The organism is Methanospirillum sp. (assembly GCF_035406105.1).
Classification (GTDB): domain Archaea; phylum Halobacteriota; class Methanomicrobia; order Methanomicrobiales; family Methanospirillaceae; genus Methanospirillum.
Genome location: NZ_DAONKG010000020.1, coordinates 1 through 18,726, shown reverse-complemented (window position 1 = coordinate 18,726; position 18,726 = coordinate 1). Strand labels below are relative to the sequence as shown.

The 18,726-nt window shown below is 45.6% G+C and carries 16 protein-coding genes and 1 pseudogene; 14 read left to right on the top strand and 3 right to left on the bottom strand.

From position 1 onward, the window contains the following. Nucleotides 1-1,066: type II/IV secretion system ATPase subunit (locus PLA23_RS02175; RefSeq protein ID WP_324473814.1), on the top strand; the 1,066-nt coding region annotated here is incomplete at its 5' end. Then, nucleotides 1,063-2,988: a type II secretion system F family protein gene (locus tag PLA23_RS02170; RefSeq protein WP_324473812.1), complete on the top strand. Its 1,926-nt coding sequence runs from the start codon at nt 1,063-1,065 to the stop codon at nt 2,986-2,988. The genes PLA23_RS02175 and PLA23_RS02170, both read left to right, overlap by 4 nt. A gap of 20 nt (nt 2,989-3,008) precedes the next feature. Here PLA23_RS02170 and PLA23_RS02165 read toward each other — a convergent pair whose 3' ends face one another. Together PLA23_RS02165 and PLA23_RS02160 are read right to left on the bottom strand one after the other, a co-directional pair. Beyond that, the gene (locus PLA23_RS02165) at nt 3,009-5,057 is read right to left on the bottom strand and encodes a coiled-coil domain-containing protein (protein WP_324473810.1); all 2,049 of its coding nucleotides are present in this window, start codon (nt 5,055-5,057) and stop codon (nt 3,009-3,011) included. 159 nt (nt 5,058-5,216) lie between these two features. Further along, nucleotides 5,217-6,797: a methyl-accepting chemotaxis protein gene (locus PLA23_RS02160; protein WP_324473809.1), complete on the bottom strand. Its 1,581-nt coding sequence runs from the start codon at nt 6,795-6,797 to the stop codon at nt 5,217-5,219. Nucleotides 6,798-6,996: 199 nt separating this feature from the next. Between PLA23_RS02160 and ahaH the strand changes: the two genes are divergently transcribed. From ahaH to PLA23_RS02105, 11 genes and pseudogenes are all read left to right on the top strand, one after another. Then, nucleotides 6,997-7,326 carry an ATP synthase archaeal subunit H gene (ahaH, locus tag PLA23_RS02155; RefSeq protein WP_324329982.1) on the top strand — a complete coding sequence of 110 codons (330 nt, stop codon included), beginning with the start codon at nt 6,997-6,999 and terminating at the stop codon, nt 7,324-7,326. Then, entirely contained in the window at nt 7,313-9,337 is a 2,025-nt protein-coding gene (locus PLA23_RS02150; RefSeq protein WP_324473807.1) for a V-type ATP synthase subunit I, read from the top strand. Before ahaH ends, PLA23_RS02150 begins: the two co-directional genes overlap by 14 nt. A gap of 26 nt (nt 9,338-9,363) precedes the next feature. Then, complete coding sequence (locus PLA23_RS02145) at nt 9,364-9,621, top strand: ATP synthase subunit C-like protein (protein ID WP_011448204.1); 258 nt, start codon at nt 9,364-9,366, stop codon at nt 9,619-9,621. Between the two features lie 14 nt (nt 9,622-9,635). Next, nucleotides 9,636-10,211: a V-type ATP synthase subunit E family protein gene (locus PLA23_RS02140; protein ID WP_324473806.1), complete on the top strand. Its 576-nt coding sequence runs from the start codon at nt 9,636-9,638 to the stop codon at nt 10,209-10,211. A gap of 18 nt (nt 10,212-10,229) precedes the next feature. Next, entirely contained in the window at nt 10,230-11,285 is a 1,056-nt protein-coding gene (locus PLA23_RS02135; RefSeq protein WP_324329974.1) for a V-type ATP synthase subunit C, read from the top strand. After that, the gene (locus tag PLA23_RS02130) at nt 11,286-11,588 is read left to right on the top strand and encodes a V-type ATP synthase subunit F (RefSeq protein WP_011448207.1); all 303 of its coding nucleotides are present in this window, start codon (nt 11,286-11,288) and stop codon (nt 11,586-11,588) included. Next, on the top strand, nt 11,579-13,327 hold the full coding sequence (locus PLA23_RS02125; protein ID WP_324473804.1) for an ATP synthase subunit A: 1,749 nt from the start codon (nt 11,579-11,581) through the stop codon (nt 13,325-13,327). Before PLA23_RS02130 ends, PLA23_RS02125 begins: the two co-directional genes overlap by 10 nt. Then, complete coding sequence (locus PLA23_RS02120) at nt 13,328-14,710, top strand: V-type ATP synthase subunit B (protein ID WP_324328602.1); 1,383 nt, start codon at nt 13,328-13,330, stop codon at nt 14,708-14,710. 6 nt (nt 14,711-14,716) lie between these two features. Continuing rightward, nucleotides 14,717-15,346, top strand: a complete 630-nt coding sequence (locus tag PLA23_RS02115; protein ID WP_324328599.1) for a V-type ATP synthase subunit D — start codon at nt 14,717-14,719, stop codon at nt 15,344-15,346. A 189-nt stretch (nt 15,347-15,535) separates the two neighbouring features. Then, nucleotides 15,536-15,757, top strand: coding sequence for an AbrB/MazE/SpoVT family DNA-binding domain-containing protein (locus tag PLA23_RS02110; protein WP_324328597.1), 222 nt, complete (start codon nt 15,536-15,538; stop codon nt 15,755-15,757). Between the two features lie 55 nt (nt 15,758-15,812). Next, nucleotides 15,813-16,073, top strand: a pseudogene (locus PLA23_RS02105) (PIN domain-containing protein); the annotation flags it as partial. 370 nt (nt 16,074-16,443) lie between these two features. Here PLA23_RS02105 and PLA23_RS02100 read toward each other — a convergent pair. After that, the gene (locus tag PLA23_RS02100; protein ID WP_324328593.1) at nt 16,444-18,012 is read right to left on the bottom strand and encodes a PD-(D/E)XK nuclease domain-containing ATP-binding protein; all 1,569 of its coding nucleotides are present in this window, start codon (nt 18,010-18,012) and stop codon (nt 16,444-16,446) included. A gap of 169 nt (nt 18,013-18,181) precedes the next feature. Between PLA23_RS02100 and pgk the strand changes: the two genes are divergently transcribed. Continuing rightward, nucleotides 18,182-18,726 (top strand): phosphoglycerate kinase (pgk, locus tag PLA23_RS02095; RefSeq protein ID WP_324473803.1); only part of this gene is annotated, 545 nt, incomplete at its 3' end.

The window sequence follows — 18,726 nt, the reverse complement described above, 5'->3', positions numbered from 1 at the left end:
GAATATTAAAACTAATATCTCTTTTGATACCAATTCATTAATCTCATTAGCCATCACCCTGGCTCAGCGATCTGGAAAACATATCTCATCAGCCAATCCTATCATTGATGCCACAATGCCGGATGGATCACGTCTGCAGCTGACATTCGGAACTGAAGTTACGTCCCGTGGCACCTCGTTTACTATCAGGAAGTTTCGTGAGACGCCCTTTACTCCGGTGGATCTGATCGATCTTCACACATTTAATATTGAGATGCTGGTCTATTTCTGGCTCGCAATCGAGAACAATATGAGTCTGGTTTTTATCGGCGGAACTGCTTCAGGTAAGACGACATCGCTTAACGCGGTATCCCTGTTTATCCCTCCTATGGCAAAGGTCATCTCCATTGAAGATACACGTGAGCTTACTCTGTTTCATGAGAACTGGATCGCCAGCGTGACACGGGAAATCGTTGCCGAGGGAGGGGGGGCACATGTTGATATGTTCATGCTGCTCAAAGCCGCAATGCGTCAGCGTCCTGAATATATCCTCGTTGGTGAAGTCAGAGGTCATGAGGCGCAGACCTTATTTCAGGCGATGAATACCGGGCATACTACCTTCTCAACGATGCATGCCGGGAGCGTGGACGCGGCAATTCACCGGCTGGAAAATGAACCCCTCAATGTTCCCCGGAACATGCTTCAGGCGCTCAATATCATGAGCATCCAGAAACAGATCCAGATCGGTCCTGACCGGGTCCGGCGGTGTGATGAGATTGTGGAGATTGCCGGTATTGATCCGGCAACAGGCAATATCATGGTTAATACTGTATTCGAATATGATCCGGTTGCCGATGATTTCAGTTATACCGGTCGGTCGCAGGTTCTTGGTGAAATTGCTGCATTTCATGGATGGGGTCCTGACAAACTGCTTGAAGAGATGGATAGACGGAAACTTGTCCTCCAGTCAATCAAAGAACAGAATATCCGGGACTATGTCAGTTTCACCAAGGTTATCCAGGCATATTATATTGATAAAGATAATGTAATGGAAAATCTCGATGATCTTGCAGCACTGGTAGCATGATTCCCGCGTGGATTGTAAACCGGCTGGTATATAAAAACCCGGAAAAATATCATGATCTCCACATTGATCTGATCGGGATACGTTCAGGTCTGACTCTGGAGCAGTTTTTAAACAAGGCTGTCCTGGTCGGTCTTGGTACCGGCATTTTTCTCGGTCTTTTAGGATTTATTACGGGGTACGCTCTGTTTACCATGAATCTTGGGTTAAAGCCTGAACTGTATAACGTTTTGAATATTTCATTTAATCCAGATACAGAAGGGCTGCCTATTATCATTCTGATTCAGGTGCTCTTTGGTATCATCCTTTTCCTCATCGGGTTTTTTGTTGGGTTTTGGGGATATACCATGTACCCATCCCTGGCAAAAAAGTCACGGGAAACAAAAATTACCATCGGCCTTCCGAACGCGGTCTCGTATATGTATGCAATGAGGAAGGGAGGGGCGGAGATTATTACAATTTTACGGTCCCTCTCAGAAATGTCTGCAATTTACGGAGAGGTGTCATTAGAGTTCAGACAGGCAGTCAGAGATTCGGATTTTTTCGGGTATGACATTATAAATGCCCTCAAACAATTAGGTGAGACTACGCCGAGCAGAAAACTGAGGGATTTTTTGCAGGATCTTATCTCAACGGTGGAGAGTGGAGGCAACCTTACGCAATTTCTCCATGACCGGGTGTTCATCCTTCAGGAAGAGGCAAAATTCGAACAGAAACAATTCCTTCAGTTCCTTGGGCTCGTTGCTGAGATTTATGTAACAATATTTATTGCCGGCCCACTGTTTCTTATTGTCATCCTTGTGGTTATGGGGATGATGGGATCTTCAGCAATTCTTGAACTCTCATTGATTGGGTATGCTGTCCTTCCCATAGGGGCGGTCATTTTTATCCTGATGATTGATACCATCTCGATTAAAGATGAAAATGTGGTCAAGTATGTGAGGGCAAAGTGGCTGAACCAGTACTCCGATGTGAGAATTTCAGAGGGCGGAAATGAAGAACATCTCTTTTCTGCCCTTGCCCGGTTCGAAAAGATAAAGCCATTGAAAAAATGGCTTGCAAATCCGGTTCAGGGTTTTATTCAGTACCCGGAATTATCTTTTTACTTTAGTGTTCCTGTTGCCCTGGCATATGTACTCTATATCTTTCTTACCATACCGCTCGGGACGATTGAGGACATGATCAATTATGTTGATGATCAGTTGATGATCGCCCTTCTCATTACCCTCATTCCCTTCGCCATTTTTTATACCAGATGGAATCAGAAGATCCGGTCACTTGAATCAATGATCCCTGATTTTCTTGACCGGATGGCTGGAATTAACGAAGTTGGTATTACCCTTACACAGTCTATTGCGGTGATAACCCGCGCAAATATGGGTATCCTTGGATACGAGATCAGCAGAATCCACCGGGATATTGAATGGGGAGCGAATTTTTCAGATGCCCTCATTCGATTTGAACACCGGGTGAGAACTGCTCTGATTGCACGAACGGTAACCCTGATCACCAGAGCAGCAACCATGAGCAGTTCAATATCCTCACTCCTTCGGATTGCTGCAAATGATGCGCGAATGTCAGAAAATTTAAGGCGTGATCGGTTTTCTGAGATGTTTATATATACTGCTATTGTGTATCTGTCATTTTTTGTCTTTATATTTGTAATCGGAGTAATTACAACCCAGTTTCTAACGGTGCTTGCAGAACAGAGTAAAGAAGGGCTTGCTATGGCCGGACCATTATCAAATCTGGGATCAACCTCACTTGTAACAATTGATCGTCTGTTATATCACATATGTCTGATTCAGGGATTATGTTCAGGCCTCATGGCAGGACTGATGGGTGAATCCTCAATAAAGGCCGGAGTAAAGCACAGTTGTGTCCTCATCATCGGGGCCCTTATCGCCTTTAACTTCATGTTCTGAAAAAAAAGACAAGACAATTTTTACTGGGCCACTGATGATGAGACACCTGACCTGCGCCATTCCCTGAACCGAAGTCTGATATCCCAGATAAGTTCACGAAGTCCGGTTTCGGATGTTTCAAGGAGATCTGACAATGGTTTTGTCGCCCGGGGATCATTGAGTTCATAGAGTAATACTGCTATCCATGCCCGCCGGGTTTGTGGACCCTGATAGAGTAATGGTATGAGTATATCAGTGATCTGAGGGCCAAATCGAAGTATTGCCGCTGCCGCCTCCATAGCATGGAGGGGATCATCAAGGTTCGCTAGATAGGTTAAGAGATCTGATCTGTTTGGTATCGGGGATGATGAGATGATATCCGATTTATTCTCAGTTTTTCCTTCCTGACCTGATTCAGGTGGGCATCCAAGATCGGTCAGCAGCTGGGCAAGCCGGGTATTTTCTGTGTCAAGGCGGATAATCCTGGATACTAACACAGAATTTTCTGATTCCTTCGCGGCAAGCTTTCCGGACAGATTCTGAATTTGTCGATATAATGCATGAACGGGTTCTTCTTTATCTTCCCGGATGGTCTTTTCCAACATGAGGAGACGGGTCCTGACGCGTTCGAGTTCAGCCCGGAGGGCTTCATTATTTCCGCTGATGAGAGTAAGATGGCGATCCCGTTCTGCAAGTTCACGTGCACCTGCGTCAAGTTTTCCTTTCCACTCTTCCTTCCTCCTGATAAGTTCCTCATGGAGGTACGTGATTTCATCCCTGAACTCCTGTTCCCGCTGGGCTTTGAGACGAATCATTTCGTCAAGTTCACGTGATATTTCTTCAATCTGACTGGAAAGCCGAGAGTTTTCTTCTTGATATGATACTTTCTGGGACTCAATCCTGTTTTTTAGATCATCTATATGAGCTGTAAGAGCCCTGATTTCTTCTTCATGTGAATGAATCTCTGCATGATACTGCTCCTGCATCTGGTTCAGATCACGAGTAAGATCAGAGATCAGGGTTTCTTTCGTTAACAATTCCAGATCCTTTCCGTGTAATTCCTCTATGAACCGGGAATGGGCTGATTCCATGTTTGAACTCATGGATTCTATGCTCTTTTGCAAATTCGTAATCTGGAGATCTTTTTGAGTGATCTCATTCTGCAATTCATCAGACAGACGAACAAGATCCTGGTTCTCTTTGCTGAGATCGTCTATGGTTTTTGCATCGTGCTCTGATTGTTTCCGGAGAGATCGGATATCTTTCTCAAGATTCTCAAGTTTTTCCGTCAGATCTGACACACGATTATCGCGATCCCTTTTCAGCTGTTCAATTTCAGAAGTAAGATCCTGAATTATCTTTGTCGATGTGGCTTTCTCTTCAGTGAATGCTACTTGAAGCTGTTCGTAGTCTGAACGAACAGTCTCAAGGGATCGGCGGAGATCAGATATCTTCTGTTCAGCATCTTTCTGTTCATGCTCGCGTTCAATTTGTATCTTCTTTCCTTCATGTATACGGTTTTTCAGATCATTGGCAAGGGTTCGAAGTTCTTTCTCCTTTTGTAAGACCTCCTCTCGTGCTTTATTCAGGAGAGTTTCATACTCTTGTCGTATCGCACCCTTTTCACTCTCAAACCGGATCTTTTCAGATTCAAATTGCTTGGAGAGAGTTTCTATCTGTTTGGCAAGTTCCTCTTTCCGCAAAGATGCGGCCTTTTCGTTTTCCTGTATCTGATCGGCAAGTGCCTTAATCTGGGTATCTTTTTCCTGAAGAGATGTAAGATGTTGCTTTATGATGTTTTCGAGATCTGATATTTTCAGGGAATAGGCATCTTCCAGTTCTTTTTTCTCTCTTTCAAAATTTTCATGATCCCTGGATTTTTCACGGCAGAGTGCCTCATATTTTCTTTCAGATTTTAAAGAACTATCCTGGGCTTTTTTCAGACTTTTATTCAGGTCAGCGATTTTTTCTTCAAACTGCCTGATAATCACATCCGACTCATGTTCCAGCCTTCTGATAATACCCAGTAATTCTTCGTTTTTTTTCTGAAGTGTCACCAGTTCATTCAGAATAGATTCAGCTAAATCCATACAGCCCCCCACAAGCCCATGGAAAACCCCTCTTTAGTACGTATATGAGAAGGATACATAAAAGGATCCTAAAAAAAACCAAATTTTCTGGCAAAAAATACCCGATCGTGAAACAACAAAAAAAATCAGTATATAGTTTTATTTCACCTGCGCGATGGATCAGAGGGTAAATCGTGCCATTGATGTGGTTATTTGTTCGGCTATTTTGGCAACCGTATCCACAATCTCCTGTACCTGTTGCACTGATGCAGATGCCTCACTTGTTGCTTGTGCAGAGTCAACTGCTTCCTTTGCGGTATCTTTCAACATGGCGGACACTTCATGCATACTACTGGTAATCTCTTCAACCGCAGCGGCCTGCTCTTCATTCATACTTGCAACCTGCTCGATGTTCATTGATATCTCTTCCACTGCACCAGCCAGCTTTGCAAAGACGGCAAGTGTGTCAGAGAGAAGAACATTTCCATCACGGACTGCAACTGTTGCACCATTTACTGCGCCCGCTGCTTTCTGAGACTGTTTTTGAAGGTTGCTTATCATATCGGTAATCTTTTCTGCAGACTGACGTGATTCAAGAGCAAGGGCTTTTACTTCGGAAGCAACAACTGCAAATCCTCTCCCCATTTCACCGGCACGCGCTGCTTCAATCGCTGCATTCAGGGCAAGGAGGTTTGTCTGGTTTGCAATATCGGTGATCAAGCGTACAATCTCGTTTATCTTTTTCATCTCACCCTGGATGTCACCGATGAGTTGATCCGCTTCTTCAGCACTGGAAATAATAAGACCCATCCCTTGTTCTGCCTTTTTGGCAAATTCGGATCCTTCACGTGCCATCTCTGTTCCTTCGTGTGCAAGCCGGGATACCGATTCAGCTTTCTGGGAGACATCGCCAACCGTGACAGAGAGATCTTCCATCGCCCGAAGAACCTGTCTGACCCCTGCATCGCTTTGCTCTGTGTTTTCAGATACCGCGTTAGAATTTCTGGCAACCTGATGAGAACTCCGGGCGACTTCCTGTACACTGGCGTTCGCCCGCTCAACATGTGCAGATAAATCCATAATCTGGTTATGAATTGTTATAAGGGCATCATGCACCTGGTCGCCAATGGTATTCAGATAGTCCTTTAAAGTTACCCATTCCCCTCTTACGGGAACCGAATCATTAAATCTTGCAGAAAAATCATATGCCGCGTACCGCGAGCATAATCGTAAAGCCTCAGTTACAGGATTTTTTACCGACCGGATGAGAGTCTGCACATCTGATGCGATTGATTGATAAACTCCTGCGTGAGATGAGAGATCTATCTCTGTATCAAACACACCATCGCCCGTTTTTTTGGTTGCACCTGATATACTGGAATGGAGTTTTTCGACTGAACCCTTTGCCAGATTATAGGCATTGAGAAGATCTCTGACCGACTGGGAGAGACCTGACTGAAGACATTTCTGAGGCACCTGAATGGATCTGGTGAGATCCCCCTCGGCCAGATGATGTAGCCCTTTCGTTATTTCCTTGATGGTATCTGTCGCACAGATCAGTTCAGCTTCTAACTCTCCGGTTTTTTTTATCTGATCTGTGGAGATTTTTTTGATCTCCTGCTCATAGAGATCAAGGATCTCATTCATCATCCGTGCGAGATCTCCGGTCCCGTCAGTAAGGGCAGAGGGAGAAATTCTGGCATCAAATCTTCCTTTCTTTACCTGTTCCCTGATCGAAGATATCTCTGATGATATGTCCATGCCTCTGTCCCTCGAATATTCGTATCATTATCTCATCATGGAACCGTATTAATATATGTTGGAACATGTCTTGCGTATACCCGGATTCCACAGCATATGCTCTCAAATATTACCTGTTTTACTTTCGGGAGTAAAACAATAACAAATATACTGATCACTATCCACTTTAGTAATGTACCATCAATGAGAGGAGGGTTGGATGAAAATTGAGGTCTTGAAGGATATCAGACTTGCAGAAGAAGACTACAAAAAGATGATTTCAGAGGCACAGGAAAAGCGCAAAACAATTATTACCAGTGCCGAACTTGAAGCAGATAACATGATTCAGAAGGCTCATGCTGATGCTGAAGAGTTCAAAAAACAGCGGATTGCAGATGCACGGAAAGAGGCTGATAACCGGTATCAGCGGATTATCAGTGATGGAAAGGCTGAAGCAATGGCTCTGGAAAACAAAGGGCGGCAAAACCTGCCAAAAGCAGTAGACCTGCTCGTAACACGATTCCGGGAGCAGCTCAATGTTTCAACCTGAGTCAATGAGCAGACTGCTCATCGTCGCATCTAAGCAACAACTCGAGCCAGTCATCACTGAACTCTATCGCATGAACATCTTCCATATTGACGATTATGTTGAGAAGGGAGATGGAGAGTGGGAAGGATTCAGGATTGGAATGCCCCTTGCCGGGGCCGATGTAAAATCCGCCGCACTTGTAAAGATACGATCAATCGCCAGTGCATTTGGTATTAGTAAAGATACCGTAAGTGATGCAGAACGCTCTTCTATCAACGAATTAAAGCGACGTATTGAACAGGATCTGCCTGCAATCGCAGAAGACGTTGAGAAACTTCTTGCCAAAAAGACAAAACTTGAGTCTACCGTCAAGGAGTATGAACAGCGGATAGAAGCACTTCGTCCATTTATTGATGCCCCTGCGCCATTGGAACTTCTGCAGGGTTATGATACCGTCAGTTTTATCGCGGGTACAGTAAAAAGTCCGGTCAGTCTGTCAGTTCCCTGTGAAAAGTGGGAGAAACAGCTAAAGTCAGGATTTTTTGTCATACTTGCGGTGAAAAACTCAGACGTTTCAACGGCAGAGAGAGAACTGCTTGATTTCCAGATTCAAAAAGTTCAAATCCCGGCAGAAAAAGGCTCAGCTTCCCAAGTAATCCAAGAATATGAGCTGAAAATTGAAGGGCTGAAGAAGGAGATCGCAGATCTTGAAACCCAGATGGAAACCATCCGAAACAAACATGAATTTTTCCTGATGTCCTCAGAAGAATTCCTGTCAGGAGATGTGGAACAGGCTGAAGCTCCGCTTCGGTTTGCAACCTCCGAACATGCATTTGCGGTTACCGGCTGGGTTCCGACGAGTAAAGTAACCAGGGTTTTTGAAAACCTGGATAAGGCCTGTGCAGGGAAAGTCTACGTCTCCGAACTGGAAGTCGAAGATTATAATGAAATGCCACCGGTTGAGTACCACAATCCGGACTTTGCACACCCGACACAGCTTTTTATGGACCTGTACTCACGGCCTAAGTATACTGAGGTCGATCCGACACTTTTAATGGCAGTTTTGTTCCCGATTATGTTTGGGCTTATCCTTGGAGATGTCGGATATGGAGTTATACTGCTCATTATGAGTATGGGCCTCCGGTCATTTGTCAAGGACAGTGAAGCAGGAAACCAACTTGTTTCAGTTCTTCGAAACTGTAGTATCAGTAGTATTATTTTCGGGATAGCATTCTCAGAAATTTTTGGCTTTTCTCTTCCCTGGAAACCAATCTGGCTTTCCCGTCACATAAATATGGGCGGATCTGCTCATGGGGCAGCAACTGAAGCCGCTGCACGTGGAATGGAAGCATCTGCAGAACATGTATCTCATATCCCGCAACTTCTGGTCATTTCGATCTGGATCGGTATTCTTCATATTACCCTGGGACGACTCTGGGGTGCCAGAAATGCCGCAAAAATGGATCACGGACATCACCGGACCCTGAAGATCTATGCAAACATCGGATGGATCCTGGTTATGTGGGGTATCCTTGTTCTTATCTGGTCGAATTTTGCAATACCCATGATGCCGGACTTTTCCCGGTTACCAGCTTTTGCAGCCGGCATAAACCCTGCCATGATAGCAGGTGCTATTATGCTTGTTATCGGACTGGTCTTTATCGCCCGGGAGAATGTTCTTGACCTCATGGAAGTGCCGACGATTATCAGTCACGTGCTTTCATATACACGTCTTATTGCCGTCGGTCTTTCTTCCGTTGCAATTGCAATGGTAACCAACTTTATCGCAATTGATATGATCATCAGCCCCCAGCTGAAGCTCTTATCACCGATAGGGATTATCCTGATCATTGTAGGAATTGTAGTCTTCCTCTTTGGTCATGCGCTAAATACTGCACTTGGTATCCTTGGCGGCGGATTACATCCCCTTCGTCTTCACTATGTAGAGTTCTTCACCAAATTTTACCGTGGTGGAGGAAAGAAATACACCCCATTTGGGATGATTCGAAAATTGACTAAACTAACAGATTAAAAACAAAAATTATTGGTGTAAACATTATGGCAGCAGAATCAGTAGCAGTAGAAGTGGCAGCAGCAGCAGCATCAGCAGCAGGACTTAAAGCAGTCGGTGCAGGTCTCGCAGTAGGCCTTGCAGGTGTCGGTTCCGGACTTGGTGAGATGGGTATCGGAGCAGCAGCTATGGGAGCTGTTGCGGAAAACAAGGATATGTTCGGTCTTGCACTCCTCTTTACCGTTCTGCCTGAGACTATCGTCATCTTTGGTCTTGTCGTTGCACTCCTTCTCATGTTCCAGTGAGTGAGGAAAAGACCATGGGACTGGATGCAGTCATCGCAGAGATCAGGGAAAAAGGGCGAAAAGAAGCGGAAGCTATCGTTCAGGACGGAATCACACGCAAAGATGAGATATTGAGTGCTGCACGACAAGAAGTTGAAAAAATTCAGCAGATTGTCAAGGATGATGTGGAGAAGAACTACTCCCACATCATCTCCCAGGAAGAGGCCGCAGCAAATCTCATCGTAAAGCGTCAAATTCTGAATGCTCAGAAGGACCTAATGGATCAGGTATACAAGCAGGCACTTGACAAGATCATTACTATGCCTGAATCCTTCCATGAAGAGGCCATCACTTCCCTGCTTCGAAAGGCAAAGCAGGAGATCGCAAAGGGCAGGGTCAGCTGCGCAGCACGTGACGAAAAAATCCTCAAAAAAGTCCTGAATGAGTCTGAATTCTCTGCATACACATTCGGTTCTGTCATCGAGATTGACGGGGGTATCATCGTGGAGAGCGATGACGGACAACTGCAGGTCGATTACAGTTATCGTACATTCCTGAACCAGGTTTGGGAATCAGGATTAAAGGACGCATCAGACTGTCTCTTCGCGTAGATAACAGGGGTATAAGAAATGGTTCAGAACAGTGGCGGCCCGGCTCCGTATATCTATGTCAGTACACGGTTACGGGTCAGGAAGGCCAAACTGCTCCCCCCTGAAGAATATCAACGGATGCTCAATATGAGTCTTCCGGAGATTATTCGTCTGATTGGAGAGACAGAATACCAGAAAGAGGTTGATGAACTCGGAACTTCCTTTGAAGGTATCGATCTGATTGAAGTCGCTCTTTCCTGGAATCTTGCCAAAGAATATCAGCGTGTTATTGAACTTGCCCCCGGATCCCTCAAGGAATTTACCATGGCATACCTTCGCCGGTGGGATATCTATAATATCCTGACGATTCTTCGTGGGAAGATGCAGGGTATGAAGGAAGGAAAGATCAAGGAAGTACTCATTCCTGCCGGAAGTCTTGACCGGACCATCCTTGACCGGGTTCTGGCTGAAGAAAACTGCGAACGGGTTGCAGATGCCCTGAAGAACTGGAAGATGTATCCGACTCTTTCCGCAGAACTATCTGAGGGATGTGCAGTTGGTTCATTTGCCAGACTTGAAAACGAACTCTACAAGAGATTATATGCAGACCTTCTCAAGATTGCCAGGAGAGGGGTAAAGGGCGGAAACCAGTTTCTGAAATTTGTTCAGCTGGAGATTGATGTCAAGAACATTAAGACGTTATTCAGGATGAGAGGCGACGGATATGAAGAAGACGCTCGGGAATTTTTCATACCCGGGGCCACATTTACTCCTGAAGAATTGCAGCAGATGAATCAGATGACCACCAGGAACGAGGTCATTGATGCCCTGCTCGCACGGATTAAGGCAAAGGCAATACAGGTTGCACTGGAAGATATGAGAACAGAAAAATCAGAGCAGGAGGTTGACGCTGAACTTACCAAGACCCAGCTTGACCATATGGAGCAACTCTCCAAGATTAACCCGTTCTCAATTCATCCCATACTCGTATATCTTGAGAAGAAGAAGTACGAGGTTTTTAACCTGAGAGCTATCGCCCGTGGAAAGGAATCCCGACTGGCCGGAGATACCATTGCAAAATATCTGGTGATATAAATGGAGATCGCGGTTATCGGAAATAGCGAATTTATCCTCGGGTTCAGGCTTGCCGGCATTACAAAAACATACGCGGCAGAATCTGATGAAAAAGTTGTTGAGTATGTTCACAAGGTGCTTGATGATGGCAAGATAGGCATCCTTGTTCTCAACAGCAGTGATATGGCAAAGATTCCAGTACGACTCCGCACTACCCTCGAAAACTCAGTTCACCCAACGGTAATCACACTCGGTGAAGAGGAAGGCGGCCTGTCGATGCGTGAGAGAATTAAACGATCAGTGGGTGTTGATCTGTGGAAATAAAACGAACCAAAGGGGTTTTAAAGAGAATTGCAGGACCTGTCGTCACTGCAGTCAATCTCGACGCACACATGTATGATGTGGTAAAAGTCGGGGATGAGCAGCTGATGGGTGAGGTCATCAAGATCAAGGGTGAGGATATCATCATCCAGGTCTATGAGGATACCTCAGGCATCAAACCGGGTGAACCGGTAGAGAACACCGGTCTCTCGCTCTCTGTTGAGCTGGGACCAGGACTTCTGACCAGTATTTACGATGGTATTCAGCGCCCGCTCGAAGTACTGGTTGAGAAGATGGGTAATTTCATCGAACGTGGGGTGTCTGCTCCCGGTCTTTCCCATGAGAAGAAATGGGAGTTTAAGCCGGTCAGAAAGGCAGGCGATAAGGTTACTCCGGGCACGATAATCGGAGAGGTTCAGGAGACCAATATCGTCCATAAGGTTATGATCCCTCCCTACTGTGATGCAGGTACGATCAAAGAGATCAAGAGTGGATCTTTTACCATCGACGAGATCGTATGTACCCTTGATAACGGGGCAGAGATAGCCATGATGCACAAGTGGCCGGTTCGTCTGCCACGTCCGGTTACAGAAAAACTGAATCCGGATATTCCACTTATCACCGGTCAGCGTATTCTTGACGGTCTGTTCCCGGTTGCAAAGGGTGGAACAGCAGCAATTCCCGGACCATTCGGATCCGGTAAGACGGTTACCCAGCAGGCACTTGCAAAGTGGTCTGACGCCGAGATCGTCGTGTATATCGGGTGTGGAGAGCGTGGAAACGAGATGACAGAAGTCCTGACCGAATTCCCCGAACTCGAAGACCCAAAGACCGGGCGTCCGCTCATGGAACGTACCGTCCTTATTGCGAACACCTCAAATATGCCGGTGGCTGCCCGTGAAGCATCTGTGTACACCGGTATTACCATCGCAGAATACTTCCGTGACATGGGATACGACGTTTCCCTGATGGCTGATTCTACCTCCCGGTGGGCAGAAGCCATGCGTGAAATCTCATCCCGTCTTGAAGAGATGCCTGGTGAGGAAGGATATCCGGCATATCTTGCAGCCCGTCTGTCTGAATTTTACGAACGTGCAGGAAGGGTCAGGACTCTGAACAAAGACTTTGGGTCAGTCACGGTTATCGGTGCGGTTTCACCTCCTGGTGGAGATTTCTCAGAGCCGGTTACCCAGAACACCCTGCGTATCGTCAAGTGTTTCTGGGCCCTGGATGCAAAACTTTCACAGCGGCGTCACTTTCCGGCTATCAATTGGCTGAACTCATACTCACTGTACCTGGACACTTTAAGCCAGTACTATGACGAGCATGTCTCTCCGGAGTGGAACCCGCTCCGTACCTGGGCAATGGAAGTTCTCCAGAAAGAAGCCGAACTGCAGGAAATCGTGCAGCTCGTCGGTTCAGATGCACTACCTGATGAGGAACAGGTTACTATCGAAGTTGCCCGTATGCTTCGTGAGATTTTCCTGCAGCAGAATGCATTTGACCCGGTTGATACCTATTGTGACATGACCAAGCAGTTTGACATCCTCAAGGCAATTAGATTCTATTCTGACCAGGCATATGCAGCGCTGAAGGCAGGCGTCATCACCTCTCATATCACCGGTCTGAAGGCTAAGAATGATCTCCCACAGATCAAATATGTCAAGGAATACAAGCCAGAAATTGAGCGTATTGTCAAGGCTATGGAATCCGAGTTTACCAAACTCCGGGAGGCGGCTTAGATGAAGGAGTACAGAACTATCTCACAGGTGGCAGGTCCTCTGGTATTTGTGGAGAAGACTGAACCGGTGGGATACCAGGAACTCGTCACCCTTGTCCTTGCCGATGGATCAGAAAAACGTGGTCAGGTCCTTGATACCTCTGACGATATCGTCGTCGTTCAGGTGTTCGAGACAACCACCGGTATCGGAAAGGACACTGGTGTCCGGTTTACCGGCGAGACCATCAAGATGCCCGTCGGCAGGGATATGCTCGGCCGTATCCTCTCGGGTGCAGGAAAGCCAAAGGACGGCGGTCCGGACATTGTTCCGGAGAAACGTCTTGAGATCACCGGTGCGGCTATCAACCCCTGGGCACGTGGTTCACCACGTCAGTTTATCCAGACCGGTATCTCAACTATCGACCTGACAAATACCCTTGTCCGTGGACAGAAACTGCCAATCTTCTCTGGTTCAGGTCTGCCACATAACGAGATTGCCCTGCAGATCGCCCGTCAGGCAAAGGTTCCAGGATCTGATGAACAGTTCGCCGTCGTTTTCGCAGCCATGGGTATCACCAAGGAAGAAGAGAATCAGTTCATGGCTGAGTTCGAGAGAACAGGAGCTCTTGAACATGCTGTGGTGTTCTTAAACCTTGCAGATGATCCGGCTGTCGAGCGTATCATTACCCCCCGGCTTGCCCTGACCACCGCCGAGTACCTGGCATTTGAGCTTGACTATCACGTGCTGGTTATCCTGACCGATATGACCAACTACTGTGAAGCACTCCGTCAGATTGGTGCAGCTCGTGAAGAGGTTCCAGGTCGTCGTGGATATCCGGGATATATGTACACTGACCTTGCATCCCTGTACGAACGTGCAGGTATTATCAAGGGTAAAAAAGGGTCAGTTACCCAGCTGTCTATCCTGACCATGCCTGGTGACGATATCACTCACCCGATCCCTGACCTGTCCGGTTACATTACCGAAGGCCAGATTGTGGTCAACCGTGAACTGCACCGGAAGGGTATTTACCCACCGATTAACGTCCTGCCGTCACTGTCCCGTCTGATGAACCTTGGTATCGGAAAGGGTTTCACCCGTGAAGACCACAAAAAGGTTTCTGATCAGCTCTATGCAGGGTATGCAGAAGGTGTTGACCTTCGTGGACTGGTGGCAATCGTCGGGAAAGATGCATTATCAGACCGTGACCGACGGTTCCTCGAGTTTGCTGAGAAGTTTGAGAACCGCTTTGTCCGTCAGGGCAAGGATGAGGACCGGACTATTGAGGAATCGCTTGACCTTGGATGGGAACTCCTTGCAGACATACCGGAAGAGCAGCTGGTTCGTATTGACCGTGAACTTATCCAGAAGTATCATCCAAAATACCGCAAGAAGGCAGAGTGAGCCTCCATGGCACTGAAAGATGTCAAGCCGACCCGGTCTGAGCTGATCAATATTAAAAAGAAGATCAAACTCTCCCAGAACGGCTACAAGATCCTCAAAATGAAACGTGATGGACTCATTATGGAGTTCTTCAAAGTGCTTGAGGAGGCAAAGGACTCCAGAGGTGCTCTGCTTGAGAAATATGCCCGTGCACAGGAGATGATGGCTATCGCCAACACTATTGAAGGATCAATTGGTGTGAAGGCAGCAGCATTTTCGGTCCGGGAAAATCCGGATATCACCCTCAAGAGTAAAAACATCATGGGTGTCGTGGTTCCGGAGATTGCATCGACACAGGTCAGAAAAGGGATTGCAGACCGGGGGTACGGAGTGATCGGTACAACCCCTGTTATTGATGATACCGCAGCCGCCTTTGAAGAGCTGGTCGAGGCTATCATTAAAAGTGCAGAGATAGAGACCACGATGAAACGTCTGCTTGATGAGATTGAATCCACCAAGCGACGGGTCAATGCTCTGGAGTTTAAGGTTATTCCTGAACTTTCCGAAGCTCGTGACTTTATCAAGATGCGGCTTGATGAGATGGAACGTGAAGAATTATTCAGGCTCAAAAAGATCAAAGCCAGATCTTCCACATAATTTTTTTACATCTTTTATCAACGATTTTTGCTCATTGTCCATTAATTAATATAAACTCTTTCTTAATTAGGCAATATTTGGACTCGATTTCGATATCTTTTATCCATTTTTAGCCGTTCCGGTTCAGAATGCTTTCTTGCATCCATAGGTAATGATTATCATCAATTCGTAGGATAAATCATGAACTGTATGACACTTGTAAAAATATCAAATAAAGGACAGATCGTCATACCTGCATCATTCCGAAAGAAATGGAATCTCGAAGGAGGGTCAACGATTATACTCACGGATGATGCAGATGGCATACATATCAGACCTCTTGTCCGTCTCTCTGACCTCTCCGGGATCGATGAAGGGAAAGGATTATTGCAGAAACTTCAGGAGATGAGAGAGGAAGAAGGGGGCATTTAATGCCGGATCTGCTTTTCGACACACATGCCTTTATCACCTTGTTCGAACGACATCTGGATGGGAAATTGTGAGAGACTATGTGAGAGCCGTTGATGATAACGAATGTTCAGGTTTTATTCCAGCGGTTGTACTCACAGAGATGATGTATGTGTACATTCAACAAGAGGGGCATACTATCGCAGAACAGAGAATTGGACAGATAATAAATTCCAGAATGAAAACTCTCCCAATGGATGAAAACATTTCCCTTGTGGCAGGGATGATTAAAAAACCTGGTATCTCGTTGGTTGATGCATATATTAAAGCGACTGCATAGGTCCCCGGACTTTCGGTATTATCAGGGGATACGCACTTTGACCAGATGAATATCCAGCGAATCGGGTATCCCTGAAATTCTGGTGAAAGGAGTATGGTCTCCACCATGGGGGATTTACGCTGGATGAGATTAAAGGTTCAATTGGTGTGAAGGCAGCCACATTTCCTATTCGAAAACCCGGATATCACCCTTAAAGGTACATTATTATGGGAATCGTGGTTTCGAAGATAAAATCAACAAAAATTGGAAACGGAGTTGCAGACCGAGGATACAGAGTTGTTACGCGACTCCAGACACGTATCGCTTTTGACCCTTCGGATAAACCCCGGGATGTGAAGATATTCACGGAAATGAGATCAAAAGACCAGTATCAGGTTGAGATTTTTGGAATGTGATACGAATACTCATCTATATTTCTCGTTTCAGGATCAAAAACAATCCCAATTTCTATTAATTGTCGTTTATTAGAGAGGTATTTCTCTGAATATCCCCTGTTCTGTATTTGCTTGAGGGGATTTAAATCTCCGGTTTTGTCGATCCCTTTCACTTTAAATTCTAAGATCCAGGTATATGATGGAGTTATAACCGTTAGATCAATACGACCCTTGTTTGTAGTATCCTCCGGAATTATCTCATATCCAAGACTTGCAAGATATGAATAAACCAGACTTGCCCAGTACCCTTCAAATTGCGCAAGTGGATTTTTTCTAAACCAATCATGAGGAATAGAAGCCAGAAAAGATTTCAATTGGCGATAAAACCCATCAACATTCCCTGAACTAAGAAGGTTACGGATATTTGGAAATGATAAGGGTGTTGCATCCTTTCTGAGAAGATTGAGAATGCTCTTATGAAATGATTCTTTTACTTCCCGGTTTGGAAAACCAAGGATATACCATGTTCCCTCCTCCGGGTTACTGGTCCAGGATTTGATCGTAAGATATCCAGCCTGAAAAAGAAGGGTTTCGAGCCGGATTTGGTCAGGATCAAAAGAACCAAGCAGATCATCCCCTGCAACGAGCCCCTCATATTCCGCCGGGATCCTTGGTTGTGATTGCCAGAGTTTTAAAAAAAAAGATGGGGTACCGGTTTCAAACCAATATGGCTTGAAAAGATCTGAATCAAAATAGAGCAGAATATCAAAGGGATTATATACTGACTCACCAGTCCAGGAATACCCATTATACCATTCACGGACAAGTTTTTGATCACGTGTTGCAAACCAGGCGGAAAAATCATCCCGGATATTTTTTTCTGTGTACCCACATATAGAAGAATACCTTCGGTCAAGCGTGATGTCCTTTAGATTATTGAGTCCGGAAAAAATCCCGGTTTTAACAAATTTTGATACTCCGGTAAGAAAGACAAATCGAATATCAGAGTCTAGAGGTTTGATTATCGCATAAAAATCACGCAGGATGTCACGCATCTCAGCTGCCCGTGATGTATCCTCAAGAACATCGAGAATCGGTTTATCATACTCATCCACGAGGATGACAACCTGTTCTCCGGTTTTTTTGTGAATTTCGCGAATAATAGCGGAGAATCGACCACCTATCGTCGTTTCAAAAGGCTCAAAATCCCATTCCCTTGCCCAGGTAGAGAGGATCTCATGTATCCTGGTCTTCAACTCATCTCCAGTACGGGGAGAAGAAAGCGACCAGTCAATTTTCAGGACTGGATGTATTCTGTCCCAGTCCCAGGCAGCTTCCGGGGAATCCAGGAATAATCCGGAGAACAAATCCCGTTTGCCGGAAAAGGCACAGTGTAAGGTATCAATCAGAAGACTTTTTCCAAACCTGCGGGGGCGTGAGAGAAAAAAATATTTTCCTGATCTGACGAGTGAATGAAGAAAAGGTGTTTTATCGACATACACGTACCCACCAGTCCGTATTTCCACAAAAGACTGAATACCAATGGGTAGTTTCAGGTCAGTCATTCTTCCATTATTGTACCCGGTTTGAAGTAAATAAGTATTCATCATCCTACTGAAAGAAAAAATGGGAAAACAATCGATCTGATTAAATCAGATCATGACAGGAATTAATGTACTACCAGCTTGAATGGAACTGTGATTTTTCCGATCCAGGCATTAACCGGGGAAGTCTATGGGCACATATTCAAAAATTAAAGGATTATCTGATGTTGACGTATCTGGAAAAACCATCCTTTTAAGAGTTGATTTTAACTCACCGATTGACCCCCAGGCAGGACTTATCCTTGATGATAAGCGCTTTCGGGAACACCTGTACACGATAAAGGCGTTGGAGAAGGCAAAAACGGTCATCATTACTCATCAGAGCCGGCCGGGAAAGAAGGATTTCACATCGCTTGTATCCCACGCTCACCGTCTTTCTGAACTCCTGGGAAAACAGGTAAAATTTGTCGATGATATCTTCGGCTCATGTGCCCAAGATGCTGTACGAAGCGCAAAGACGGGCGATGTAATCATGCTGGAAAATGTCCGCTTTAATGCTGAGGAGAATTTGAAGTTATCAGGGGAAGATGCGGCAAAAACAGTTCTAATTAAAAATCTTGCCAGAATGGGTGACATCTTTGTTAATGATGCGTTTGGGACAGCACATCGATCCCAGCCAACCATTGTGGGCCTGCCAGAAGTACTTCCTGCGATAGCCGGGCTTCTTATGGAACG

What these genes read in the sequence shown, in the direction of transcription:
- PLA23_RS02170 (WP_324473812.1), top strand. Translation starts at nt 1,063, where the DNA reads ATGATTCCCGCGTGGATTGTAAACCGGCTGGTATATAAAAACCCGGAA.
- PLA23_RS02165 (WP_324473810.1), bottom strand. Translation starts at nt 5,057, where the DNA reads ATGGATTTAGCTGAATCTATTCTGAATGAACTGGTGACACTTCAGAAA.
- PLA23_RS02160 (WP_324473809.1), bottom strand. Translation starts at nt 6,797, where the DNA reads ATGGACATATCATCAGAGATATCTTCGATCAGGGAACAGGTAAAGAAA.
- ahaH (WP_324329982.1), top strand. Translation starts at nt 6,997, where the DNA reads ATGAAAATTGAGGTCTTGAAGGATATCAGACTTGCAGAAGAAGACTAC.
- PLA23_RS02150 (WP_324473807.1), top strand. Translation starts at nt 7,313, where the DNA reads ATGTTTCAACCTGAGTCAATGAGCAGACTGCTCATCGTCGCATCTAAG.
- PLA23_RS02145 (WP_011448204.1), top strand. Translation starts at nt 9,364, where the DNA reads ATGGCAGCAGAATCAGTAGCAGTAGAAGTGGCAGCAGCAGCAGCATCA.
- PLA23_RS02140 (WP_324473806.1), top strand. Translation starts at nt 9,636, where the DNA reads ATGGGACTGGATGCAGTCATCGCAGAGATCAGGGAAAAAGGGCGAAAA.
- PLA23_RS02135 (WP_324329974.1), top strand. Translation starts at nt 10,230, where the DNA reads ATGGTTCAGAACAGTGGCGGCCCGGCTCCGTATATCTATGTCAGTACA.
- PLA23_RS02130 (WP_011448207.1), top strand. Translation starts at nt 11,286, where the DNA reads ATGGAGATCGCGGTTATCGGAAATAGCGAATTTATCCTCGGGTTCAGG.
- PLA23_RS02120 (WP_324328602.1), top strand. Translation starts at nt 13,328, where the DNA reads ATGAAGGAGTACAGAACTATCTCACAGGTGGCAGGTCCTCTGGTATTT.
- PLA23_RS02115 (WP_324328599.1), top strand. Translation starts at nt 14,717, where the DNA reads ATGGCACTGAAAGATGTCAAGCCGACCCGGTCTGAGCTGATCAATATT.
- PLA23_RS02110 (WP_324328597.1), top strand. Translation starts at nt 15,536, where the DNA reads ATGACACTTGTAAAAATATCAAATAAAGGACAGATCGTCATACCTGCA.
- PLA23_RS02100 (WP_324328593.1), bottom strand. Translation starts at nt 18,012, where the DNA reads ATGACTGACCTGAAACTACCCATTGGTATTCAGTCTTTTGTGGAAATA.